The 22,367-nt window shown below is 72.3% G+C and carries 21 protein-coding genes; 9 read left to right on the forward strand and 12 right to left on the reverse strand.

Annotated features, from left to right (window positions below; translation table 11 throughout):
* Window positions 1-26: 26 nt before the first annotated feature.
* Window positions 27-1,595 carry a sugar ABC transporter ATP-binding protein gene (locus ACFYZQ_RS26565; protein ID WP_389152483.1) on the reverse strand — a complete coding sequence of 523 codons (1,569 nt, stop codon included), beginning with the start codon at window positions 1,593-1,595 and terminating at the stop codon, window positions 27-29.
* Between the two features lie 68 nt (window positions 1,596-1,663).
* Window positions 1,664-2,803, reverse strand: a complete 1,140-nt coding sequence (locus tag ACFYZQ_RS26570) for a sugar ABC transporter substrate-binding protein (protein WP_389152486.1) — start codon at window positions 2,801-2,803, stop codon at window positions 1,664-1,666.
* Window positions 2,804-3,236: 433 nt separating this feature from the next.
* Between ACFYZQ_RS26570 and ACFYZQ_RS26575 the strand changes: the two genes are divergently transcribed.
* From ACFYZQ_RS26575 to ACFYZQ_RS26590, 4 genes are read left to right on the forward strand one after another with little or no spacing between them, the layout of a single operon-like run.
* A complete protein-coding gene (locus ACFYZQ_RS26575) occupies window positions 3,237-4,646 on the forward strand; it encodes an SRPBCC family protein (protein WP_389152489.1) in 1,410 nt (469 codons plus the stop codon).
* Complete coding sequence (locus ACFYZQ_RS26580) at window positions 4,643-4,957, forward strand: 2Fe-2S iron-sulfur cluster-binding protein (RefSeq protein WP_389152492.1); 315 nt, start codon at window positions 4,643-4,645, stop codon at window positions 4,955-4,957. The genes ACFYZQ_RS26575 and ACFYZQ_RS26580 overlap by 4 nt, the downstream gene beginning before the upstream one ends.
* 5 nt (window positions 4,958-4,962) lie before the next feature.
* Complete coding sequence (locus ACFYZQ_RS26585; protein ID WP_389152495.1) at window positions 4,963-5,178, forward strand: transposase; 216 nt, start codon at window positions 4,963-4,965, stop codon at window positions 5,176-5,178.
* Between the two features lie 4 nt (window positions 5,179-5,182).
* Window positions 5,183-6,214 (forward strand): NADP-dependent oxidoreductase, encoded by a 1,032-nt coding sequence (locus tag ACFYZQ_RS26590; RefSeq protein WP_389152498.1) that lies wholly within the window; start codon window positions 5,183-5,185, stop codon window positions 6,212-6,214.
* A 262-nt stretch (window positions 6,215-6,476) separates the two neighbouring features.
* Here the strand turns inward: ACFYZQ_RS26590 and ACFYZQ_RS26595 are convergent, their stop codons facing one another.
* The 4 genes from ACFYZQ_RS26595 to ACFYZQ_RS26610 all read right to left on the reverse strand — a co-directional run bounded on the left by ACFYZQ_RS26595 (window position 6,477) and on the right by ACFYZQ_RS26610 (window position 10,764).
* Entirely contained in the window at window positions 6,477-6,791 is a 315-nt protein-coding gene (locus ACFYZQ_RS26595; RefSeq protein ID WP_389152501.1) for a putative quinol monooxygenase, read from the reverse strand.
* A gap of 67 nt (window positions 6,792-6,858) precedes the next feature.
* On the reverse strand, window positions 6,859-8,595 hold the full coding sequence (locus ACFYZQ_RS26600; protein ID WP_389152504.1) for a PEP-utilizing enzyme: 1,737 nt from the start codon (window positions 8,593-8,595) through the stop codon (window positions 6,859-6,861).
* 67 nt (window positions 8,596-8,662) lie between these two features.
* On the reverse strand, window positions 8,663-9,454 hold the full coding sequence (locus ACFYZQ_RS26605; protein WP_389152507.1) for an SDR family NAD(P)-dependent oxidoreductase: 792 nt from the start codon (window positions 9,452-9,454) through the stop codon (window positions 8,663-8,665).
* Window positions 9,455-9,483: 29 nt separating this feature from the next.
* Window positions 9,484-10,764 (reverse strand): aromatic ring-hydroxylating dioxygenase subunit alpha, encoded by a 1,281-nt coding sequence (locus tag ACFYZQ_RS26610; RefSeq protein WP_389152510.1) that lies wholly within the window; start codon window positions 10,762-10,764, stop codon window positions 9,484-9,486.
* A gap of 153 nt (window positions 10,765-10,917) precedes the next feature.
* Here ACFYZQ_RS26610 and ACFYZQ_RS26615 point away from each other — a divergent pair, with 153 nt between their 5' ends.
* The 4 genes from ACFYZQ_RS26615 to ACFYZQ_RS26630 all read left to right on the forward strand — a co-directional run bounded on the left by ACFYZQ_RS26615 (window position 10,918) and on the right by ACFYZQ_RS26630 (window position 14,909).
* Window positions 10,918-11,385, forward strand: coding sequence for a VOC family protein (locus ACFYZQ_RS26615; RefSeq protein ID WP_389152513.1), 468 nt, complete (start codon window positions 10,918-10,920; stop codon window positions 11,383-11,385).
* A gap of 80 nt (window positions 11,386-11,465) precedes the next feature.
* Complete coding sequence (locus ACFYZQ_RS26620; protein WP_389152517.1) at window positions 11,466-12,452, forward strand: thiamine pyrophosphate-dependent dehydrogenase E1 component subunit alpha; 987 nt, start codon at window positions 11,466-11,468, stop codon at window positions 12,450-12,452.
* A gap of 5 nt (window positions 12,453-12,457) precedes the next feature.
* Complete coding sequence (locus ACFYZQ_RS26625) at window positions 12,458-13,483, forward strand: alpha-ketoacid dehydrogenase subunit beta (RefSeq protein ID WP_389152520.1); 1,026 nt, start codon at window positions 12,458-12,460, stop codon at window positions 13,481-13,483.
* Window positions 13,484-13,487: 4 nt separating this feature from the next.
* Window positions 13,488-14,909: a dihydrolipoamide acetyltransferase family protein gene (locus tag ACFYZQ_RS26630; RefSeq protein WP_389152523.1), complete on the forward strand. Its 1,422-nt coding sequence runs from the start codon at window positions 13,488-13,490 to the stop codon at window positions 14,907-14,909.
* 20 nt (window positions 14,910-14,929) lie between these two features.
* Here the strand turns inward: ACFYZQ_RS26630 and ACFYZQ_RS26635 are convergent, their stop codons facing one another.
* Window positions 14,930-15,535 carry a TetR/AcrR family transcriptional regulator gene (locus tag ACFYZQ_RS26635; RefSeq protein ID WP_389152525.1) on the reverse strand — a complete coding sequence of 202 codons (606 nt, stop codon included), beginning with the start codon at window positions 15,533-15,535 and terminating at the stop codon, window positions 14,930-14,932.
* A gap of 143 nt (window positions 15,536-15,678) precedes the next feature.
* On the opposite strand from ACFYZQ_RS26635, the gene ACFYZQ_RS26640 reads away from it, so the two are divergent.
* Window positions 15,679-16,329, forward strand: coding sequence for a TetR/AcrR family transcriptional regulator (locus ACFYZQ_RS26640; protein WP_389152528.1), 651 nt, complete (start codon window positions 15,679-15,681; stop codon window positions 16,327-16,329).
* A gap of 47 nt (window positions 16,330-16,376) precedes the next feature.
* Here the strand turns inward: ACFYZQ_RS26640 and ACFYZQ_RS26645 are convergent, their stop codons facing one another.
* Genes ACFYZQ_RS26645 through ACFYZQ_RS26665 form a run of 5 tightly spaced genes read right to left on the reverse strand, consistent with a single transcriptional unit; the run spans window position 16,377 to window position 22,335 of the window.
* A complete protein-coding gene (locus ACFYZQ_RS26645; protein WP_389152530.1) occupies window positions 16,377-17,531 on the reverse strand; it encodes a thiolase family protein in 1,155 nt (384 codons plus the stop codon).
* A complete protein-coding gene (locus ACFYZQ_RS26650) occupies window positions 17,528-17,995 on the reverse strand; it encodes a Zn-ribbon domain-containing OB-fold protein (RefSeq protein WP_389152532.1) in 468 nt (155 codons plus the stop codon). The genes ACFYZQ_RS26645 and ACFYZQ_RS26650 overlap by 4 nt, the downstream gene beginning before the upstream one ends.
* Window positions 17,996-18,014: 19 nt before the next feature.
* Entirely contained in the window at window positions 18,015-19,136 is a 1,122-nt protein-coding gene (locus ACFYZQ_RS26655) for an acyl-CoA dehydrogenase family protein (protein ID WP_389152535.1), read from the reverse strand.
* A complete protein-coding gene (locus ACFYZQ_RS26660) occupies window positions 19,133-21,706 on the reverse strand; it encodes a putative PEP-binding protein (RefSeq protein ID WP_389152537.1) in 2,574 nt (857 codons plus the stop codon). Before ACFYZQ_RS26660 ends, ACFYZQ_RS26655 begins: the two co-directional genes overlap by 4 nt.
* Window positions 21,703-22,335, reverse strand: coding sequence for a hypothetical protein (locus tag ACFYZQ_RS26665; RefSeq protein WP_389152540.1), 633 nt, complete (start codon window positions 22,333-22,335; stop codon window positions 21,703-21,705). Before ACFYZQ_RS26665 ends, ACFYZQ_RS26660 begins: the two co-directional genes overlap by 4 nt.
* Between the last annotated feature and the right edge of the window lie 32 nt (window positions 22,336-22,367).

Here is a 22,367-nt window from a genome sequence, read left to right on the forward strand (position 1 = left end):
TCACTCGGATCCTTCCAGTGCGCATCTCATTCGGTCCCTTCCATGGCGTGCACGAGCGCGGCCTCGGTGATGTCCCGGCCGCTGATGTCCCGTGCGATACGGCCGTCCCGCACCACCAGGACCCGGGTGCACAGGGCGAGCAGGTCCTGGGTGTCGGACGAGGAGACGATGACGCCCATGCCCTCGTCGGCCTGGCGCTCGATCAGGTCGTAGAGCTGCAGACGGGTGGCGATGTCGACGCCGGCGGTGGGTTCGCACAGCGCCAGCACCGGCGGGCGCCGGGCCAGACAGCGGGCCATCACCACCTTCTGCTGGTTGCCCCCGCTGAGTGTGGTGATCCGGGCACCGCGTCCGGAGGTGCGCACGGCGACCCGCTCGATCCACTCGTCGACGAGCGCGGACTCGCGGCGCCGGTGCAGCCGTCCGCCCCGGGCACGCAGCCGGTGCAGCAGCGGGAGGGTGAGGTTCTCCCCGACGGAGAAGTCGCCGATCACTCCCTCGGCCGCCCGGTCCGCCGGGACCAGGGGGATGCCCAGTGCGCCGGCGTCGCGGGCGTCGGTCCACCGCTCGGACTGTCCGGGCATCCGCAGCCTGCCCCGCACCGGCCCGGTGCGGGCCCCGGACACCGCGTACGGCACGATCTCGTGGCCGGAGCCGACCAGGCCGGTGATCCCCAGCCGCTCACCGCGGGCCAGGTCGAAGCCGATGCCGTGCAACGGTCCGGCCGACAGGTCGCGGACCTCGAGAACCGCCCCGGTGGGGCCGGCGGGGCGGGCCGGCCGGTGGTCGGTCTCCATCTCCTCGCCCGCCATCAGCTCCGCCAGCGAGCGGGGCGTCAGGTCGGCTACACGGCGGGTGGCGATGCGGCGTCCGCCGCGGATCACCGTGACGCGGTCGGCGAGCGCGAAGATCTCGTCCATGCGGTGCGACACGTACAGAACGCTGGCGCCGGCGTCGCGGACCTCGCGCACGATGTCGAAGAGCCGTGCCACCTCACCCGGCGGCAGTACGGCGGTGGGCTCGTCGAGCACCAGGACACCGCGGCGGCCCTCCCAGCCCTGCAGCGCCGCGGCGATGGCCACGACCGCCCGCTGGACGGGGGAGGCGAGGGACAGCGGCCGACGCACGTCGATGCCGAGGCCGAACCGCTCCACCAGTGCGGTCGTGCGCCGCTCCATCTCCGGCCAGCGGATGTTGCCGAAGGCCGTACGGGCGAAGCCGCGGCTCAGCGCGAGGTTGTCGATGGCGCTCAACTCGCCGACCAGACCGAGCTCCTGGTGGACGAAGCGCAGCCGGTCGTGCCGGGATGCCGCGACCTGGCCGAGGTCGAACAGCTCGCCGTCGAGTTCGGCGACCGCACCCGGTTCCGCGTGGTGGTATCCGGCGAGGACCTTGATGAGGGTCGACTTACCGGAGCCGTTGGGCCCGATCAGGGCGTGGATCTCGCCGTGCGCGACCTCGAGGTCGATGTCCCGCAGCGCCTGGGTCGCCCCGAACCGCTTCGACAGCCCGGACACGCGCAGCACCGGTCGGTCCGCGTGCCGCGCCGCGCCGTCGGTCTCGTGCCGTCTGTCCGGTGACGTGTCAGCCTGCACCGCTCCTCCTTACGTGGCGTTGCGTGGGGAAGGGCGCCGCCGGCCGGTGCCGGCGGCGGGCCGGCCGGTCAGTTCAGTCCCCAGAGCGCCTTGAACTGCGTCTGGTAGTCCTCGACGATCGGGAAGTCGCCGTCGGCGGAGGGCAGGTTGTCCTTGGTGACCAGCATGTTGGGCAGCACGGCCTTCTGGTCGACGGCCATCGACCGGCCGGTGAAGTGCCGGGCCAGCGCGTCGACCTGGAGCCATGCCGTCTCGTGCGAGTTCAGTGCCATCGCGCCGTCGGTGAGACCGCTCTGGATGTACTGGTAGTTCTGTGCGTCGCCGACGTTGACGACGATGTGCTTGCCGGTGATCCCGGCGGTCTTCAGCGCGGCCGGGACGCCCACGTTGAGCAGGCCAAGGGAGAAGACGACGTGGGTCACCTTCGGGTGGGAGCGCAGGTAGGACACCACCCGGTCCGGCATGTCCTTGCCCACCGCGGTGATGGGGACGTCGACGTCGTCCAGCGCACAGCCGTCGCACCACTGCTTGTACTTGGCCGCGAAGGTGTCCTTGACGGGTTTGAGGATCGTGTAGGCCGGCAGGTCGAAGTACACGGTGTCCGCCTTGGCGCCGCTGCTGGACACCACCCACGAGGCGATCATCGCGCCCTGGACGCCGACGTCCTTCGGGCCGTTCTTCAGCAGGGAGACGCCGCGGCCCACCACGTCGTCGGCGTTCGACTGGATGACGGGGATGTGGGCCTTCTTCAGCTGCGCCAGCTGCTTGGCGTAGACGGCGCGCGGGAACCCGGAGGCGACGACGGCGTCCGGCTGGTCGCGCACCGCCTGCTCGTAGGCGGCCTGGACGGACTCCGGAGTGCCCTGGGTGGCGATCTGCTTGACCTTCCAGCCGAGTTGACCGGCGGCGGCGGTGAAGAAGTCGGCCAGGTCCTTGCAGGACTGGACGCCGCAGAGGATGAAGTCGATCCGCTTGCCCTTGGGGATCTTCTTGCCCACGGGCTTGGTGACGGGGATCGAGTCCGGGCGCTCGGAATACTTCTGGAACGCCGCGCGGGCCGCCGTCAGACCGGGCGAGTCCGCCGCCGCCTGCGTCGCGTCCGCGGCCGGAGTGGTGCCGCCGCCGCACGCCGCCAGGGTGAGCAGCGCGGTGAGAGTGGTGATCGCGGTGAGGGCGCGGCGGGCCGCGCGACCGGGTCTGGAACTCATCGTTGAGTACTCCCGTGGTGTGGTGCCTGTGCTGCCGCGGCCCGCGTCGCTCCCGCGTCCGCGGCGGTCGGCTCCGGTCAGGCGGATCCTGGGCCGCCCGGGGCGGGACGGCACGCATGGGGGGTGAGACGAAGAGGTCTGTGCTGCTCGCCGTCGTGGGGTACGGCGCGGGCCGCCCGGGGTCCGGGCGGCGCTGGGCCGGGAGGGTCAGACTCCGGCCGAGGCGAGAAACTTTTGAGGCACTACAGCCTCAAGTGGGTCGGAGTGTGACACGGGCCGGTCGGCTTGGGGAGGGGGCTGTCGCAAAAAATTCCCGGCTTCCCAGCGTTGTTCACGGTGATCTCGGGTGGCGGGGGTCCGTCGGCCGCCGTGAGTGTTGCTCCCGACCTCGTCAGCTAACTACACTCGATCTAAAGTTTCTGCCGGAGGAGAGATGATGGACGAAACGTCGGAGCTGGGCACGGCGCGGTGCCCCGGGCCCAGCGTCCAGGACTACCTCGACCGGGACAGCCGGCCGGTTCCCGCCGCCCTGAGGTTCGACCGGAACGACCACCTCGGCAGCGAGGACATCGACTCCGCGCGCTTCGTCTCCCGGGAGTGGGCGGAACGCGAGATGCGGCAGGTGTGGCGGCGGGTCTGGCAGTTCGCCTGTCTGGAGAGCGAGATCCCCGAGGTCGGTGACCACGAGGTCTACGAGATCGGCACCGACTCACTGATCGTCGTGCGGACGGCCCCGGACGAGATCCGCGCGTATCTCAACGCCTGCCTGCACCGCGGCCGCAAGCTGCGCACCGGCGGCGGCAACGTCAGCGAGTTCCGCTGCCCGTTCCACGGCTTCGCCTGGAACCTCGACGGAACCATGCAGGCGCCGCCGTGTGCCTGGGACTTCCCGCACATCACCCCGGAGAAGTTCGCGCTGCCCGAGGCGCAGGTGGCGACCTGGCGCGGCTTCGTCTTCATCAACATGGACCCGTACGCGGAGTCCTTCGACAGCTACCGCGGCACCTTCGACGACTACTACATCTGGCCGCTGCAGGACCGCTACAAGTCGCTGCACATCGCCAAGGTGCTGCCCTGCAACTGGAAGGTCGCACAGGACGCGTTCATCGAGTCCTTCCACGTGATCGCCACGCATCCGCAGATGCTGCCCTGGCTCGCGGACGCCAACTCCCAGTACGACGTCATGGCCGACCAGCCCCACTGGAACCGCATGATCAACATCCAGGGTGCGCCGAGTCCCCATGTGGCCGACTCGGTGACGGAGGAGGACGTACTGGAGACGTTCTACGACTCGCGCGCGTTCTACTCCGCCGCCCAGGGCCGCGACCTGGTGAGGCAGGAGGGGGACGAACTGCCGGCGATCCCGCCCGGCGGCACCGCTCGCCAGGTGCTCGCCGACCGGATGCGCGAACAGCTCGCGGCCACCTCGCACCAGGACTTCTCCCGGACCGCCGACACCGAACTGCTGGACGCCATCAACTACCTGCTGTTTCCCAACTTCAACCCCTGGGGCGGCGCCAAGTCCAACATCGTCTACCGGTTCCGGCCCGACGGACTCGACCCCGACTCCTGCATCGCCGAGATCATCTTCATGTCGGCCCCCAAGGAGCCCGGTGCGATGCCGCCCCCCGCGAAGATCCGCTGGGTGCCGGACGGCACGCTCTTCGCGGACATCCCCGAACTCGGCGTGCTCGGACCCGTCTTCGACCAGGACTGCGAGAACCTGCCCTACGTCCAGCAGGGACTGAAGACGATGCGCAAGCCCGGCATCACCCTGGCCAACTACCAGGAGAGCCGCATCCGCCACTTCAACCGGACGCTCGACCACTGGATGGACAAGTGACCCACCGCGTGGCCGTCCGTCCCCTCGGCGCGGAGCTGCAAGTGCTCGACGGCGAGGACCTGTTCAGCGCCGCGAAGCGACTCGGCTACCGCTGGCCCACCGTCTGCGGCGGCAAGGGCACCTGCCGCACCTGCTTCGTGGAGGTCGACGAGGGCGCCGAGAACTGCTCACCCGTGGACCCGCTGGAGCGCGAGGGCATCGAGGCCCTGCGCCGGCCGGTGGACGGCCGCACCCGGCTGGCCTGCCGGCTCCGGGTGGCCGGCCCGGTGACCGTGACCAAGCGCGGCGTGCGCCGCCGAGTGCAGGAGTGAGCACCATGTCCAAGCAAGTCACCCATCCACTGACCGGGCACGTGTACCGGCTCACCGACGACGGACTGGTGGAGGTGACCGACCCGAAGACCGGGGCACAGGGCATCTTCGACTTCCGGGCCCGTTGGCAGTCGGGCGAACTGCGCCACGCCGACCTGCAGCTGGCCGGCTGGGTGGGCCGGCTCGCCCAGCGGCGTCCGGCCGGGCAGCCGGAGGAGTGAGCCCGTGGCAGCCCGTACCACCCGTGTGGTGTGCCTGGTGCGCCGCCCGGCCGGCGAGCCGGCCCCCGGCGACTTCACGATCGAAGAGCGTCCGCTGCCGGCGCTCAACGCGGGCCAACTCCTCGTCCGCAACCTCTACATGAGCGTCGACCCCTCGATGCGCGGGCGGCTGGAGAGCACCGAGAAGCACTACACGCACAACTTCACCCCCGGATCCCCGCTCGACGGCCGGGCCCTCGGCGTCGTGGAGGACAGCCGCTGCGCCGCCGTGCCGGCCGGCACCTTCGTACGCCACCAGCTCGGCTGGCGGGAGCGGGCCGTCCTCGACGCCGGCGACACCGACGGCGCCGGGCGTATCGATCCGGGCCTCGCCCCGCTGCCCACGTGGCTGGGGCTGCTCGGGCAGACCGGCTTCACCGCCTACGTGGGGCTGACGCGGATCGCCGCGGTACGCCCCGGTGACACGGTTCTCGTCTCGGCGGCGGCCGGGGCCGTGGGCAGCGCCGCCGGGCAGTTCGCCCGGCTGCTGGGCGCCCGGCGGGTCCTCGGGACCGCGGGCGGGCCGGACAAGTGCGCCCTGCTGGTGAAGGAGTTCGGCTACGACGCCGCCGCGGACCACCGCGCGGAGCCGGCGCGGGACGCGCTCGCCAGGCTGGCGCCCGACGGCATCGACGTCTACTTCGACAACGTCGGCGGCGAGCAGCTCGTGGCCGCCCTGCACGCCCTGCGGCCGGGCGGCCGGGTGGCGCTGTGCGGCATGATGTCGCAGTTCGGCGGCGAGGGGCGGTCCGCCGGCATCAACCAGCTCATGCAGGCGGTCCTCAAGCGGCTGACGCTGCGCGGGTTCATCGTGCGCGACCACGAGGACCTGCGGCCCGAGTTCGAGCGCCGGGCCGCCGACTGGCTCCGCTCGGGGGAGGTCACGGCCCGGGAGACCGTGGTGGACGGCCTGGAGAACGCGGCGCAGGCGCTGCTGTCCCTGCTCGCCGGTGGGAACGTCGGCAAGATGCTGGTCAGGCTGGACGGGAAGGCCTGAGAGGCCCGCTGGACCGGGGCGGACGGGTGCGTTGGCGGCCCCCGCCGCTCCGATCGGGTGCCCGAGCCCGGCCGTGGCGCGGGGCAGGGCCGTGCCAGGGCGCGTGGGCGTGGCCCCGCCGGTGGCCCCGCCGGGGACCGGGGCGGGGGCCCCTCAGCCGGGCCGCGGGCGCCAAGTCCCTGGGGACGGGCACGGTGATGGGCCCGGGGCGGTGCGCCCCGGGCCCATCACCGGCCTCGGAGATCTCCGCGCGAGTCGATGCTCAGCGCATGTCGTGCGTGGCGCTCACCGTGTGGGTCTGCAGGCTGACGCCCAGGCGGACGAGCCCGGACGTGGCCGCACGGAACTCCTTCATGTGCGCGGTGTCGAAGTGCTCGTCGAGCGCCTGCCGGGACGTCCACCGCTCGTACACCCGGATCCGCCGCCCGTCGGCGGGGTCGGCGGTCATCGCGTAGTCCAGGCAGCCGGGTTCCTCCTCGCGCGTACGGCGGCCCAGGTCGACGAGATGCCCCAGCATCGTGCCGCGGTCCCCCGGCTCGTAGTCCATCCACCCGGAGACGATGATCTGCCCTGCCATTTCGGCCCCTTCCCTGGCCCGCGGGCCCGTCGCTTCCGTCAGGGGAGCAACGACGGGCCCGCGGTGTTCAGTTGCCGGCCGTGGCCGGAACGCCGTCCACGGTCACCGTGCCCCTGTCGCCGTCGACCGTGACCACCATCCCGTCGCGCAGCCGCTCCGTACCACCCTCGACGGAGATGACGGCCGGGATGCCCAGTTCACGGCAGACCACGACGGCGTGGCTGTTGAGCGCGCCCACGTCCACCACGGCCGCCCCGGCGACCAGGAAGAGCGGCGTCCAGGCCGCGTCCGTGATCGGTGCCACCAGCACCTCACCGGGCTCCAGCGCCTCGCACGAGGCCGGGTCGGTGACCACGCGGACCGTGCCGCTGTACGTGCCGTGGCTGCCGCCCACGCCGGTGAGCACATCCCCCTCGACCGCGGTCTCGGCCCGCTGCGCGGCACGCCGCGGCCAGGTGTCGATCTCGGTCCGCGCGTCGTCCGCGACGAAGAACGGCGGCTCCAGCTCGTGCAGCCCCGCGTACTCCTGAAGCCGCCGGCCGATGACGGCGCCGAAGGACTCCGGGCCGGCGACATAGTCGTCCAGCTCGGTGTCCAGCAGCATCATCACGTCCTCGGGCCTCGCGAAGCGCCCCGCCTCGACCCCGCGGCGGCCGAGTTCGCGTACCGCCATCCGGATCTCGTTGACGACGGTCACACAGTTGCCCTTGGTGCGCTCACGGGCCGGGATCCACACCTGGGAGGCGTGCATCCCGGCGTCGAACATCGGCCGCGCGTCCTCGGGCAGGGCGGCCCGGATCGCGGCCGCGGTCTCCTCGCGGCGCGCCGTCAGCCTGCTGTGCCGCCCGGCGGGGGAGTCGTCCTCGGCACTGTGCCGGATGCGGTCCACCAGGGTCAGCGCCTGGACAGGCGCCGCCTCCCAGGACAGCGCGTGGATGTCCCACTCGTTGGGGCCGCGGTCTCCGAAGGCGGCCAGGAACTCCTCGAAGGAGTCACGGAACGTCTTGACGTCCCCGGCCGCCCCCTCCAGGGCCTGCTCCACCGCGTCCGGTCCCCGGTCGAACAGCTCGGTCAGCTCCGCCGAGGCCACCACCTGGCGGGACAGGTCCCACAGGCCGGCCGAGGACGACGCCGAGTCGACGTCGCCGAGACCGCTGATCAGGTCCAGCATGGCGTCCGGCCGGTCCACACTCGCGCACAGCGGGCCGAGGATGGCCGGCCCGACGGACGCGGGCAGCGAGGACTCGACGTGCCGCTGGAAGGTGGTCTCCACCTCCTCGAGCAACGACCGGGCGTACGCCACCAGTCCGGCGTCGGACAGTTCCGTCAGGTCGGGTCGCTCGCGGCGGATGCGGCGCACCCGTTCCCGGTCGGCGTCCGCCTCGGGGAAGTTCGTCTGGCCGAGCATCCGCTGCAGCGTGGCGCCCGCCTTGGCCGTCAGCTCCTCGTCCTGGTCGTCCGGGTGCGGCACGTACACCGGGGTGTCTGAGCGCTTGCCGACGAAGGCCGCGTCGATCTGGTCCGCGCTCTGGCCCATGCGGATGCCGAACAGCCGCATGTGCGACAGGTTCAGGTAGAAGTAGCCGCCGAACATCCCGACGAACGGCGGCCTGGGACCGGCCACCTCCTCGTCGCGGTAGATGCCGAAACCCACGAAGCCCTTGCGCCAGCCCCGCAGACCCGGTCCCCAGACCAGGGTCCAGCCCAGCGGGCTGGCCGGCTCCGGCAGGGTCTCGCCCGCGTTGGCACGGGTGTAGTGCGGCAGCCGTTCACTGCGCTGCCAGTCCGTGATCCAGCTCTTCATGACCGACGTCTCCCGCCGTCCGTGCCCGTGCCTGCCACTGCCCGTCCCGCGCCTGCCCGTTTCCCGCCTACCACTGCGCCGTCCCGCCGTCGACGCTGATCATCGTGCCGGTGATGCCGGCGCCGGCGTCGGACGCGAGCAGCGACGCCAGCGCGGCGATCTGTTCCACCGTGGTGATCTTCTTGGTCGCTGCGTGCTCGGCGAACCGGCCGAGCCACTCCTCGTAGCTGATGCCCTCGGCCTCGGCCGCGGCCGGTCCGGCGGCCCGCATCAGGTCGGTGTCGACTGCGCCGGGGCAGATGGCGTTGCAGGTGATGCCCTGGGTGCCGTACTCGAAGGCGGTCGCCTTGGTCAGCCCGTGGATGGCGTGCTTGTTGGTGATGTAGTGGCTGATGGCCGGCTTGTTGGCCTGCTTGCCCTCGACGGAGGAGATGTTGATGACGCGGCCCCAGCCGTGCTCCAGCATCTTCGGCAGCGCCCGCCGGGTGCCGTAGAAGTAGGCGTTGAGGTTGAAGGCGAGTGCGTGGTTCCAGGCCTCGTCGCTGAGCTCGTGGAGGGGAGCGAAGCCCTGCGTGCCGCCGGCGTTGTTGACCCAGACGTCGAGCCGCCCGAACCGCTCGGCGGCGAAGTCGGCGAGGCCCTCGATGTCCTGCTGGCTGCTGGCGTCGCAGGGGTGGAAGACGGCCCGGTCCCCGGCGTCCATCTCGTCCAGGGCCTGCTTGCCCTTGACCTCGCTGCGGCCGCTGATGACGACCGTGGCGCCGTCGGCGATGAAGGCCTCGGCGATGGCGCGGCCGATGCTGCGTGTGCTGCCCGTGATCACCGCGACACGTCCGTCGAGGCTGCCCGTAGCCACCATGGTGTTCTCCTGCGGTTGTTGTGGGTTGGTCACCTGGCGGCTCTGGGTGCGTTGTCCAGGTGCTCGTGGATGGTGCGGTGGAAGTGCTGGAGGCCGGGCTCGTTGCGCCCGAAGACGAAGTCGGTTCCGGTCGCGGCCAGGGCCTTCAGCCCCTGCTGGACTCCGTACGTCGTCGCGTAGTCCTCATCGCGGACCACCTCGTGGAACCACTCGCCGAACCGGTCGGCGGCCGCCCGCTCCTCCTCGGTCACGGCCGGCTCCCGCAGCAGGATGATCTGCTGGGTGACCGATTCGGTGGCCGTCCGGGGCAGGACCAGCGAGACGGCGATCTTCTGACGCCAGCCGCCGGCGATCGCCAGCCCGGGGAAGAGCCAGTAGATGGGGCCGACACAGTCCCCCGGGTCACGCTGGTCCGGCGGCAGGTCCACCGCCTGGGCGATGGGCCGCAGAGCGGGCGCTATGCGCTGGTGGGGGCCCCAGGTGTCGTGCGCCATCATGTTCGACAGATTCGTCTCGAACACCGTCTTCGGGTGCAGTGAGGCGAAGTGGTACGTCTCCAGGTAGCCGTCGAGCGTGACCTTCCAGTTGGGGCTGGTCAGCTCGCGTGTCGCGTAGTGGTGGCACTCCGCCAGACGGAGACCCTCCAGCAGCGGCCCCAAGTCGCCGAGCCAGGTGTCGAGGTCCTGCTCGGCCGCCGGATCCAGCGAGACGAAGACGATGCCGGCGCGCTCGGAGGCCGGCAGCCGGACCAGGCCGCGGCCCTCGCGCGGCACGGGGCCGAAGGTCTTCTCGGCGTACACGCCCCGCAGTTCCCCGGCCAGGTCGTAGGACCACGAGTGGTACGGGCAGGTAAGCCGCTTCGACACGCCGCAGCCCGGTTCGAGGAGCTTGGCCCCGCGGTGCCGGCAGGCGTTGATCATGGCGTGCACGGACCCCTGGCGGTCGCGGGTGATCAGCACCGGAATGCCGAGCACGTCGATCGCCTTGTAGGTGTGGGGACCGGGGAGCTCGCACGACATGGCGAGCGGCAGCGGCACGCTGCGGTGGACGGCGTCCGTCTCGCGCTGCCAGCGGCTCTCGTCGAGGTAGTTCGACACGGGTTCCGTCCACTGGTCCGCGGCCTCGTGCGTCGTGCCCGCGCGGTAGTGCTCCACCACGCGTTCGACGAGCCCGCCCGCCTCCTTGCGCATCACCACGGAAGCGGCGTCGGTGGACCGGTCCTGGCTGATCCACGAGGAGTATTCCGGCGCCCGGGGCGGCTGACGCTGGTCAATCGTCTGCTGGGGCTCCAGTGAACTGGTCCGGACCACGGCGTCCTCACAATCCTCCCAGCCGAGAGCTGGGGAACGGCTCCGTCTGCGGCAGCTGGGCTGTGAGCGACAAAACAACAGGGCTTAGTGTTGCCTGTCAATAGTAAGTAGGAAAAGTGACGGACAGGTTGCCCGTATTCGAGGTGGTGGCGGGTGGATCCCGATGTGTCGATGACCCGGCCCTTCGAGGCCGGGATCATCGTGGCGGACCAGGAGTTGATGGAGCGCTTCTACCGTGAGGCGCTCGGCTGCCGTCCGGTGCACCGGTCGGTGGTGCCCCGGGAGATCGCAGGGCCGGCGGGGCTCGGCGGGGAGCTTCTGGTCGTCTGGCTCCAGGTGCCGTCGGGCGGCCGGATCAAGCTCGTGCGACCTCGGATCGCGGCCGCCCGCGCCCAGGCGGCCGTACCGGTCGGCGCGCGCCGCGGACTGTCGTACCTCACCTTCCATCTGGACGACATCGAGCCTGTCGTGGCCGCGCTGCCGGCCGCGCGGGTGCCCGGCCGCTGTCGTCCCCGGTCGTGGTGGAGGCGCGCGGGCGGCGGATCAGCTTCTGGGCGGATCCGGAGGGCAATGTCGTCGAGTTGGTGGACTGCCGTAGTAATTAGACAACCTCTCCAGTAAGGTGCCCACTGGCAGTTACTGTAGGTCGACACAACAAAGTCCGATCGGTGGACACCTCCCTCCGGGCGAAGGGGCGGACGATGGCTCACACAACACCGCAGCAGCCGACCGCGCAGGTCATACGTGACCTGCACGAGCGCATGGTCCGCATCCGGCTGTTCGAGACCGAGGCGGGAAAGCTCATGGAGGCCGGCAAGCTGCCCGGCTTCCTGCACCTCTACGTCGGCCAGGAAGCCGTGGCCGCCGGCGTGATGACCGCCCTCCGCGACGACGACCAGATCACCTCCACCCACCGCGGGCACGGGCATGCCGTCGCCAAGGGCGTCGGCCTGCGCGAGATGTACGCCGAACTGTACGGCCGGGTCACCGGCGCGTGCCTCGGACGCGGCGGCAGCATGCACATCAACGACGTCCGGCTCGGCATGCTCGGCGCCAACGGCATCGTCGGCGCCGGCGTCCCGATCGCCGTCGGCGCCGCCTTCGCCGCCCGGTACAAGGGCGAGGACAGCGTCGCCGTCACCTTCTTCGGTGACGGCGCCACCAACATCGGCTCCTTCCACGAGGCCGCCAACATGGCCGCCGTCCTGCGCCTGCCGGTGCTGTTCGTCTGCGAGAACAACGGCTACGCCGAGTTCACACCGCAGTCGAAGCACATGCTGCTCACGGATGTCGCCGACCGGGCGGCGGCCTACGGGATGCCCGCCGTGATCGTCGACGGCATGGACGCCGTCGCCGTCCACCGGGCCGCCCTCGACGCCGTGGAACGCGCCCGGGCGGGCGAGGGCCCGATGATGATCGAAGCCAAGACCTACCGCTACTTCGACCACCAGGGCGTCAAGGGACTGCGCCACCCCTACCGCTCGCAGGAGGAGGTCGACGAGTGGAAGGCCCGCGACCCCATCGACCTGCTGGAGGCCCGCGCCGTCGCCGACGGCACCGCCACCCGTACGGAGCTGGACGACGTATGGCGGCGGACGCGTGAGGAGATCGCCGAGGCCGTCGCCCACGCCGAGGCCAGCCCGCTGCCCGACACCGCCGACCTGCTGCTCAACGTCTACTCGGGGTGACCCACATGACCGCCATCACCGAAGCACCGGCCGTCGCCCCGGAGCGCACGGCCCGCACGCTGACCTACGTCAAGGCCTTCAACGAGGGGCTGGCGCAGGCCATGCGCGAGGACGAGAACGTCTTCGTCGCAGGAGAGGACGTGGCCGGGTACGGCGGCGTCTTCCGGATGTTCGAGGGTCTGCTGGACGAGTTCGGTCCCCGCCGCATGATCGACACGCCGATCTCCGAGGCCGCGCTGGTCGGTCTCGGGGTCGGGGCCGCCGCCCGGGGCCTGCGCCCCGTCGTCGATCTGATGTTCATGGACTTCATCGGCGTCTGCATGGACCAGATCGTCAACCAGGCCGCGAAGATGAAGTACATGTTCGGCGGCGCGGTCTCGGTGCCGCTCACCATCACCACCGCCTCCGGCGCGGGCCTCGGTGCCGCCGCCCAGCACAGCCAGAGCCTGGAGGCCTGGCTCGCCCATGTGCCCGGCCTGAAGGTCGTGATGCCCTGCGACGCCTACACCGCGAAGGGGCTGACCGTCTCGGCGATCCGGGACGACAACCCGGTCGTCGTCATGCTCAACAAGGTGCTGCTGGGCAGCAGGAGCGAGGTGCCGGAGGAGGTCTACGGCATCCCTCTCGGGCAGGCCCACACCGCGCGGCCGGGCTCCGACGTCACCGTGATCGCCCTCGGCCGGATGGTCGGCGAGGCCCTGGCGGCGGCCGACGAGCTCGCCGCCGAGGGCATCGAGGCCGAGGTGATCGACCCGCGCACCGTGCAGCCCCTGGACACCGAGACCATGATCGCCTCCGTCCGCCGGACCAACCGGGTGCTCGTGGTGCACGAGGCCGTGACCTTCGGCGGGCTCGGCGCGGAGATCGCCGCCCAGATCCAGGACGCGGCCTTCGACTTCCTGGACGCGCCCGTCCTGCGGATCGGCGCCCCCTTCTCACCGGTGCCCTTCTCCCCGGTGCTGGAGAAGGCCTACGTCCCCGACGCGGCCCGTATCGCGCAGGGCTGCCGCCGGCTCCTCGAAAGGTCGTGACGACGTGGCGGTCGAGGTTCTGCTGCCGAAGATCGGCCTGACCATGCAGGAAGGCACGATCGACGAATGGCTGGTGCCGGCCGGCGGGGCGGTCCGCGAGGGCGACGCGCTGCTGCGGCTGGCCACCGACAAGGTCGACGTGGACGTCGAGGCGGAGGCCGGGGGAGTGTTCCACCCCGTGGTCCCCGCCGGCGTGACCGTCCCGGCGGGAGCCCTCATCGGCTGGCTGCTGGCCGAGGGTGAGCAGCCACCGGGCCCGGGGGGTACGCCGATGCCTCCCGGGCCCGGGACCGACGGCACCGCTCACCAAGGGCCGCCCACGGCACCTTCCGCCGACGGCGCCGTCTCCGTGAACGGCACCGCGTCGGTGAACGGCACCGCGTCGGTGAACGGCGCCGCGTCGGTGGGCGTCGACCCGGCCCGGCGCGGAAGCGGAGGCCGGATCCTGTCCTCGCCCAACGCCCGGCGGGTGGCGGCCGGGGCCGGCGTCGACCTGGGCGCCGTGCACGGCACCGGCCCCGGCGGCCGGGTCGTCTCCGAGGACGTGGAGGAGTTCCTCGCCGCGACACCGGCGGAGCCGGCGTCCTCCGTCCTCCCCGTCTCCCCGCTGGTACGCCGGCTGGCGAAGGAACGCGGCATCGACCTCGCCGACGTACGCGGCACCGGCGCCGGGGGCCGCATCCGCAGGGCCGACCTCGATGCCGTGACGCCGGCGCCCGCGCCCCCTCCGGTGCGCTCGCGCGACGTCATCCCGCTGACCGGTATGCGCGGCACCATCGCCCGCCGGATGCACGCCAGCCTGCAGGAGATGGCGCAGCTGACACACGGTTACGAGGTGCGGATGGACGCCGTGGTGGACCTGCGCACCCGGCTCAAGGCGGAATGGGACGGCAGCGACCTGACGGTGCCGAGCATCAACGACTTCCTGCTGAAGGCCGCGGCACTGGCCCTCCGGGAACACCCGCTGCTCAACGCGGCCGTGCACGAGGACGGCATCCATCTCTACGAGGACGTCCACCTCGGCTTCGCCGTCGCCGTTCCGGGCGGCCTCCTCGTGCCCGTCGTCGAGGACGTGCCGGCGCTGCCGCTGTCCGAGCTCGCCCGCCGGTCGAAGCAGTTGGCGGACGCCGCCCGCGCGGGACGCGTGTCCCCGGCCCAACTGGAAGGAGCCACGTTCACCGTCACCTCACTGGGCGGGTACGGCGTCGACTTCTTCACCCCCGTGATCAACCCCGGCAACGTCGCCATCCTCGGCGTGGGCAGACTCAGGGACGGCGTCGAGTGGGTCGACGACCAGCCGCGTCGGACACAGGTGCTCACCCTCAGCCTCACCTTCGACCACCGTGCCGTGGACGGTGCTCCCGCCGCGGAGTATCTGCGCACGGTGGACACCCTGCTGCGCAGACCGCTGCGCCTGCTGGTGTGACCGTCCCCGCGCCGCGCCGGTCAGCGTTCCGTCCCCGCGATCCGGTCGGCGAGCCGGTGGATCTCCTTGGTGAACGACCGGTGCCCGAGTGCCCGGTAGACCTCGTCGCCCCGGATCTGCGAGATCGCGGCGTTCTCCACAAGCGCGAGCACCCCCAGGCCGGTCACCGCCGCCTCCGCGTCGGTGACCGGCTCGCAGTCCTTGCGCACCAGCCGCACGAGCTCTTCCAGCAACTGCGTACGGATCTCGTGCCGCAGCACCTCCGCCTCCTGGCTCATCCCGGCCGAGGAGACGAAGAAGACCGTGGCGGCCGACCGGTGCTCCGCGAGCCACCCCAGCAGTGCCGTGACCTCCGTGCCGATGCCCGAGCCGGGCGTGTGCGCCGCGGTGAGCGACTCCAGCTGCTCGCGCAGCGCCGCGGCGAACACCCGCATGCCCTCCACCAGGACCTGGTCCTTGGAGGAGAAGTGGTAGTACACCGCCGCGGACGTCATCTCGGCCCGCGCGGCGATGTCGGCCACCGTCACCTCGTCCGGCGGCTGGGTGGCGAAGAGCTCCGTGGCAGCTTCGATCACCCACTGCCGGCGCGACGGGCGGTGAGCGGCGCGGGTTCCGGAAGTCGTCATGATGTCAAGTATGCCCAAGGCCAGTTCGCAAAGCACCCAGCGGTAGCAGGGTTTGCCACGCCACCGCGGCAGAGTTACTCGATAGCATGGTCAGTACACCGGGCGCATCGGCACCGGACCCGGAAGCCGCAAGGGGAGCAGAGATGGCCACCACGCAGAACGGCAAGCAGCCGGCCCACCGGCCCTCGCGGCGGCAGCACATCATCGACGCGGCGGTGCGTGTCTTCGGCGTCAAGGGCTTCGCCGAGACCAGCGTCCAGGACATCGCGGACGAGGCCCAGGTGGTGCCCACAGCCGTCTACTACCACTTCGACGGCAAAGAGGAGCTCCTCGAGCTGGCCATGCGCCGGGTCTTCGACCAGCTGAACGCCGTCGTGGAGAAGGCCCGTCCGGACACCGAACCGGGTGACGCGCAGGGGCTGCTGCGCGTCATCGACGCCGTGTGGGACTGGGTGGAGAAGAACCCGGACGAGGCCCGTCTGTTCCAGGTGCAGATCGCCTCCGCCAACGGCAACGTGAAGCTGCTGCGCGACGAGTTCGAACAGCGGCACATCCAGCGTGCGTACGACTACCTGCCCGAGGCGGCCACGCGCAGCCCCCGCGCGGCCAAGGCCAGGCACGCCGCGCAGGCACTCGCGGTCCGTACCCTCATCAGCACCACCCTGCTGGTCACCGCGCTGCGGGCGGAGGGCGGGCCGCTCGCGGACCTGCCGCCGCGGGCCGTGCAGCAGGCGGTCAGGTCGACGGCCCTGCGGATCATCGCCACGGAGCAGGACACCGCCGCCTCCGTCTGAACGAGGACTCGCGGTCACGGAGGCGCAGGGCCCGGGCTCACCGCCCCTCAGACCGTCAGCACCGAGCACGCGCTGATCCCCGGCGCCCCGTACACATGGGTGAAGCCCACTCGTGGCCCGCCCGGCACCTGTGCTCCCGGAGCGCGGCCCTGCAACTGCCGTACGACCTCGTGGAACTGGCGCAGTCCCGAGGCGCCCACGGGCTCGCCGCCGGCCAGGCAGCCGCCGTCCGTGTTCACCGGGAGCCGCCCCGTGGGATCGGTGCCGCCGGAGGCCAGCAGCTCCTCCTGCTCGCCGTGGGCGCACAGCCCGGTCTCCGCCAGGTGGATCAGCTCCGAGCCGCTGTCGGTGTCCTGGACCTGGGCGACCCGCACGTCCGCAGGGCCGACCTCGGCCCTGCGGAAGGCCGCCTTCGCCGCGTCGACGCTGGGGCTGTGGTGCGGTCCCGGCGGCAGCCAGGGCGCGAACACCTCGAAGGAACCGAACCGGCGGGTGCGGAGGGCCAACGACGCCAGCCTGACGGGCCGTTCGCACAGGTCGAAGGCGCGGTCGCCCAGTGCCAGCACGAGCGCCACCGCTCCCTGCCCCGGCGAGCAGAACATGTACTGCGTGAGCGGCGGACTGATTTCGGCGGAGTCCAGGATCTCCTGCTCGGTCAGCGGCTTGCGGCGCCAGGCCAGGGGATGCCGGGAGCCGTTGCGGAAGGCCCGCGCCGCCGCCATCGCCAGCGCCCGCTCCGAGATGCCGTGCTCGTGCAGGTACCGCCGGGTCTTCAGTGCGAAGAACTGCGTGGTGAGCATCATGCCGCTCTCGGCGTACCAGTCGCCCAGTCCGTAGCGGGCGGGGGAGGCGTTGAACGCGCCGCGCTCGTGCTTGTCGAAGCCCACCGCCAGACCGAGGGCGGCCTCCCCCGCGCGCAGCGCGTTGGCAACGGCCCACACGGTGGAGGCACCGGTGGCGCAGCCGTTCTGCACATTGACGAACGGAACTCCGGTCAGCCCCAGTCGGCCCACCAGGGTGTCGGGCTTCCCGGACACGTCGGAGCCGCCCGCCGCGCAACCGATGTCCTCCCAGGCCACACCGGCGTCGGCCAGTGCCTCGCGCACCGCCCGTTCGGCCATGTCCATACCGGTGACGCTCTCGTCCCGGCCGAAGGCGTGCATCCCGCAGCCGACGACGTACACCTCGTCGCTCCTGCTCATCGCTCGCCTTCCCGGTCGGGTCCGAACGCGAAGGTCAGCACCTCGGTCCCGTCCTCGTCGTGGTAGGCGAGCACCGTGGTGAGCCGGACCGGAAGCCCGATCCGTATCTCCGCGCGGGGAATCGCCAGCCGCGCCTCCACCAGCACCTCGCCGAGGTCCACATAGCCCACGTGGTAGGGCCGGTAGCCTCCGGCCGGCGGACGGTACGGCGGCTTGGGCGGGAACGCCTGGAGCGTGTAGGACCACAGCCGCCCGCTCACCGGGAGCACATGCGCGGACATGGTCCTGTTCGAACACCTGGGGCACGAGTCCTGCCGGGGGAAGACGACGGTGCCACAGTCGGAGCAGCGCGCGCCCGCGAGACGCGGTGGGCCCGCGCCGTCGTCCGCGCCGTCGAACAGGGTCTCGTCGATGAGTCTGGCGGCCGTCCCGTTCCGCTCGGTCGTCCCGTTCCGCTCGGTCATCCCGTTCCGCCTTCCACCGTCACCAGCCCAGGAGTGCCGCGAGCCGTTCCCGGTGGTGCGCGGCGCCGCCCAGCAGGGCGGCGTCGGACTGGGCCCGCCGGAAGTACAGGTGTGCGTCGTGCTCCCAGGTGAAGCCCATGCCGCCGTGCAACTGCACGCACTCGGCGGCCACGAACACGAACGCCTCCCCGCACCAGGCCTGCGCCACCGCGGCGGCCTCGGCCAACGCGTCGGGGGAGTGCGCCGCGCGCACCGCGCGTACCACGGCCGACCGTGCGGCCTCCACCTGGAGCAGCATGTCGGCGCAGGTGTGCTTGACCGCCTGGAAGCTGCCGACGGCCCTGCCGAACTGGGTGCGGTCGCGCACATGGGCCACCGTCATGTCCAACGCGGCCTGGGCTCCTCCCAGTTGATCGGCGGCCAGGGCAACCAGCGCCACGTCCAGGGCGCGGGTGACGACTTCCGCGCCCTCGCCCCCCGCGGTCAGGGCCCGGGCCCGCGCACCGGAGAAGGACACCAGCGCCTGCCCGCGGCTGAGGTCAAGCGTCGGGACCCGGCGCACCGTGACCCCCGGATCGTGCGGGTCGACGAGGAACAGGTCCACGCCGTCGGTGCCGGTGGCCGCGACCACCAGTGCCTCGGCGTCGGCGCCGTCCAGGACGAACGGCGCCGTACCGTCCAGCACCGGGACGCTGCCCTGCCACGACGTGACCGCCACCGGCACTGCATCGGGCCGCCAGGTGCCGTCGGACGACGCCACCGCGAGCGCGTGCACCCTGCCCCCGGCCAGCCGTGCGAGCGTCTCGTCCGCCGTGCCGCAGCCCGCCAGTACCTGACCGGCCAGCACGGTGGACGACAGCACCGGGACCGGGGCCAGCGTCCTGCCCAGCTCCTCGCAGACCACGGCGATCTCGGCCAGGCCGCCGATGCCTCCGGCCGTCTCGGGCAGCCCCAGCGCGGCCAGACCGACCTGCCGGCCGAGGGTGTCCCACAACGTGGCGTCGATGCCGGGCGCGGCCTCGGGCAGTCGGCGGACCGCCGCGGTGCCGCCGGCGTCCGCGCACACCGTGCGCACGGTCTCGCGCAGGTCGTCCAGTTCGGCGTCCGACAGGGCCGGGCCGTCGGTCAGGGTGCTCGTCATCGTGCATCCTCGCTCTCGTCGCGCCGCTCCCGCAGCGCACTGTGCGCGGCCGCCATCCGGGCGACCGGGACGCGGTGTGCGGAGCAGGAGACGTAGTCGAGGCCCAGGTCGTCACAGAGGTCGATCGACTCGGGGTCCCCGCCGTGCTCACCGCACACGCCGAGCTTGATGCCGGGACGCGCCTTCCGTGCCCGCTCGGCCGCCAGGGCGATCAGGGCGCCCACCCCGTGCGGGTCGAGCCGTGCGAAGGGACTCGCGGTCAGGAAACCGCGCTCCAGGTAGGCGGCGAGCACCTGGCGCTCGACGTCGTCCCGGGAGAAGCCGTAGGTGAGCTGGGTGAGGTCGTTGGTGCCGAAGGAGAAGAACTCGGCGTGCTCCGCGAGCTCGGCGGCCAGCAGCGCGGCCCGCGGTGTCTCGATCATCGTGCCGATCCGGTACGGAACCCGGACGCCGGTCCGTGCCGCGACCGCGTCGGCTGCCCCGCGTACGTACGCCGCCGCGGCGGCAAGCTCCTCAGGCAGGCTGACGAGCGGGATCATCACCTCCAGCCCGGGACGGACCCCGGTGGCCGCGACGTCGGCCCAGGCCGCGAACAGCGCCTCGGCCTGCGCCGGGTACAGCCGCTCGTGCAGCAGCGCCAGGCGCACCCCGCGCAGCCCGAGCATGGGGTTCGCCTCCCGCAGCGCGGCGGCCCGCTGCTCGGCCTCGGCGTCGCCGGCCCCGCCGGGTGCGGGCAGGAACTCGTGCAGCGGCGCGTCCAGCAGCCGTACGGTGACCGGGCGGTCCCCGACGGCGGACAGCAGGGCCCGGAAGTCCTCGTGCTGAGCCTGCTCCAGGGCCACCAGCGCCTCGTCCCGGGCGGCCCGGTCGGCGGCGAGGAGGACGCGCCGGATCAGCGGCAGCCGGTCGCCGAGGAACTGGTGCTCGGTGCGGCACAGGCCGACACCCTCGGCGCCCAGGGCGACGGCGGTGGTCACCTCCGCGGCCGTGTCGGCGTTGACGCGCACGCCCAGCCGTCGTATGCCGTCCGCCCAGCCCAGCAGGGTGGACAGCTCCGGCGGCGGGCCGGCGACGGTGACCGGAAGCCTTCCGGCGTAGACGGCACCGGTGCGGCCGTCCAGCGACACCGGGTCGCCCTCGCGCAGCACACGGTCCCCGATCCGGACGGTGCCGGCCGCCGGGTCCACGCGCAGGCCCTCCGCGCCGCAGACCGCCGGTGTGCCGGCGCCGCGCGCCACCACGGCGGCGTGCGAGGCGATGCCTCCGCTGCCGGTGAGCACCGCGGCGGCGGCCAGCATCCCGGGGACGTCGGCCGGAGTCGTCTCGTGGGCCACCAGGACGGCGGGGGTGCCGGCCGCGCCCAGCTCCAGGGCGCGCTCGCTGGACAGGGCGATCGGGCCGGCCGCCGCTCCGGGGGACGCGGGCAGCCCGCGGACGAGGGGTTCGTCCGCTCCGGTCGGCTTCAGCCGGGGATGCAGCAGCTCCTGCACCTGCGACGGGCCGATTCGGCGTACGGCCTCCTTCCGCCCCAGCGAGCCCTCCGCGGCGAGATCGGCGGCGAGACACACCGACGCGCGCAGCGCGGGGCGGCTCGGCGTCGTGGCGGCCAGCAGCGCGATCTCGCCGTCGCGCAGCTCGAAGTCGACACCGACCGGCGCGTGCAGATGGCGTTCGAGGGTGAGTAGCGAGTGCTCGAGGAGCGCGTGGGCCGCGCCGAGCTGCTCCAGCGGCTCACCGGGGTGCGGGGACGGCGAGCTGCGGCGCACGCCCCGGAAGAAGGAACCCTGTGCCGCGAAACGGCCGGTGTCGGGGTCCCGGCTGACCGCGGTGCCGTAGCCGGAGCGGTCCCATGGTCCGATGCGCAGCGCCTGCACGTGCAGGGCGATGCCCAGGTCCGCCGGCAGCCGCTGGGCCCTGCGGGACCGCTGTGCCCGGGGGGAGGCCCACCGGGCCAGCATCGCCCGGGCGGCCAGCGCGAGCTGCTCGGCCGGGTCCTCCGGGTACGGCCGCGCCGCCTGCCGGGCGACGGCCGACAGCAACGCGTCGACTCGGGCCCGGGGACCGGCCGCGTCCAGCAGGGCGTCGTCGAGGTCCCCTCCGGGCACGCCGAGGGCGTACTCGCCGGTCATCCGGACGGTGGCCGCCCAGACCTCGAACAGCGCCTCCTCCCGGCCGATGACCGCGCTCAGGCCGTCGGCACCGGCCGGGGTGAGGCCGATTCCGGCCAGGTCGGGAGGCAGCCCCGCGACCTCGGCCGGCGCACTCGCCGACAGGCGCAGCAGCAGCGGCCTGCCGTGGTCGCCGATCCGCCGTCCCGAGAGCTGCTCGACGAGTTCCACCGCGGCGCGGGCGGTGTCCGGCTCGCACAGCGAATCGGCCGACCCGGCCGGCACGGTGAGTCCGGGAACCACGGGGAGTCCTAGGGCCACCAGCCGGTCCATGGCGATGCCGTGCGTGCCCAGTTCACCGGCGTCCAGCCCGCGGATCCGTCCCTGGCCGTACGGCACCAGGCTGTGGCCGGGAGCCGAGGCCCGGGTGGGCGGCCCGGCCGGGCGGTCGGTGATGTTCAACCCCGGCCCCCTGCGACGAGCTCCTCCTCGAGGGCCTCGTCCTCGGCCCGGCTGATGCCGAGCACCAGCAGCAGCTCCTGGTGCAGCCGCATCCACACCGTGTGGTATGAGTCGCACAGCGGCGAGGCGAGCCACTGCACCGCGCCGTCGTCGAAGCGGTCGAGCGCCTCCTCCAGGTCGGTGAGGTACCGTCCGCCGCCCGCGAGCACGCGTTCGAGCCTGCGCAGCACGGGCTGGATGGCCTCGTGCACGTCCTCCAGCGCCTCGCGCACCTCGGCGTCGTAGACGTGGTCGGTGTGGTCGTTGGCGGTGCCGTCGGGACGGCACTGCCACGCCGTGCACACCTCCCGGATCCGGCGGTTGACCGGCAGGAAGGCCCGGTAGGCCGCGGTGATCCGCTCCTCCTGCTCGGAGCCCGCGGGCACCCGCAGGATCCGTGCCGCGACGTGCTTGGCGCGCTCGGTCGGCAGGACCACCGGCCCCTTCACCATGGCCAGCCCGGCGTCCGCCAGGGCGCGGTACTCGGACTCCGGCCTGCCGCGCCACATGCCACGCAGAACGAGGTCGACAACGGCATCGGTGAGGGTCTCGTCGAGAGCGTCCGTCCCGGCCACGGCAGCAGATTGCATCGCCACACCTTCTCCTCGGTTCCGTGTTGCCC

Source organism: Streptomyces sp. NPDC001843 (genome assembly GCF_042891955.1).
In the GTDB taxonomy this organism is placed as follows: domain Bacteria; phylum Actinomycetota; class Actinomycetes; order Streptomycetales; family Streptomycetaceae; genus Streptomyces.

What these genes read in the sequence shown, in the direction of transcription:
- ACFYZQ_RS26655 (WP_389152535.1), bottom strand. Translation starts at nt 19,136, where the DNA reads ATGACGAGCACCCTGACCGACGGCCCGGCCCTGTCGGACGCCGAACTG.
- ACFYZQ_RS26640 (WP_389152528.1), top strand. Translation starts at nt 15,679, where the DNA reads ATGGCCACCACGCAGAACGGCAAGCAGCCGGCCCACCGGCCCTCGCGG.
- ACFYZQ_RS26645 (WP_389152530.1), bottom strand. Translation starts at nt 17,531, where the DNA reads ATGAGCAGGAGCGACGAGGTGTACGTCGTCGGCTGCGGGATGCACGCC.
- ACFYZQ_RS26620 (WP_389152517.1), top strand. Translation starts at nt 11,466, where the DNA reads ATGGCTCACACAACACCGCAGCAGCCGACCGCGCAGGTCATACGTGAC.
- ACFYZQ_RS26625 (WP_389152520.1), top strand. Translation starts at nt 12,458, where the DNA reads ATGACCGCCATCACCGAAGCACCGGCCGTCGCCCCGGAGCGCACGGCC.
- ACFYZQ_RS26605 (WP_389152507.1), bottom strand. Translation starts at nt 9,454, where the DNA reads ATGGTGGCTACGGGCAGCCTCGACGGACGTGTCGCGGTGATCACGGGC.
- ACFYZQ_RS26600 (WP_389152504.1), bottom strand. Translation starts at nt 8,595, where the DNA reads ATGAAGAGCTGGATCACGGACTGGCAGCGCAGTGAACGGCTGCCGCAC.
- ACFYZQ_RS26635 (WP_389152525.1), bottom strand. Translation starts at nt 15,535, where the DNA reads ATGACGACTTCCGGAACCCGCGCCGCTCACCGCCCGTCGCGCCGGCAG.
- ACFYZQ_RS26585 (WP_389152495.1), top strand. Translation starts at nt 4,963, where the DNA reads ATGTCCAAGCAAGTCACCCATCCACTGACCGGGCACGTGTACCGGCTC.
- ACFYZQ_RS26665 (WP_389152540.1), bottom strand. Translation starts at nt 22,335, where the DNA reads ATGCAATCTGCTGCCGTGGCCGGGACGGACGCTCTCGACGAGACCCTC.
- ACFYZQ_RS26575 (WP_389152489.1), top strand. Translation starts at nt 3,237, where the DNA reads ATGATGGACGAAACGTCGGAGCTGGGCACGGCGCGGTGCCCCGGGCCC.
- ACFYZQ_RS26570 (WP_389152486.1), bottom strand. Translation starts at nt 2,803, where the DNA reads ATGAGTTCCAGACCCGGTCGCGCGGCCCGCCGCGCCCTCACCGCGATC.
- ACFYZQ_RS26595 (WP_389152501.1), bottom strand. Translation starts at nt 6,791, where the DNA reads ATGGCAGGGCAGATCATCGTCTCCGGGTGGATGGACTACGAGCCGGGG.
- ACFYZQ_RS26650 (WP_389152532.1), bottom strand. Translation starts at nt 17,995, where the DNA reads ATGACCGAGCGGAACGGGACGACCGAGCGGAACGGGACGGCCGCCAGA.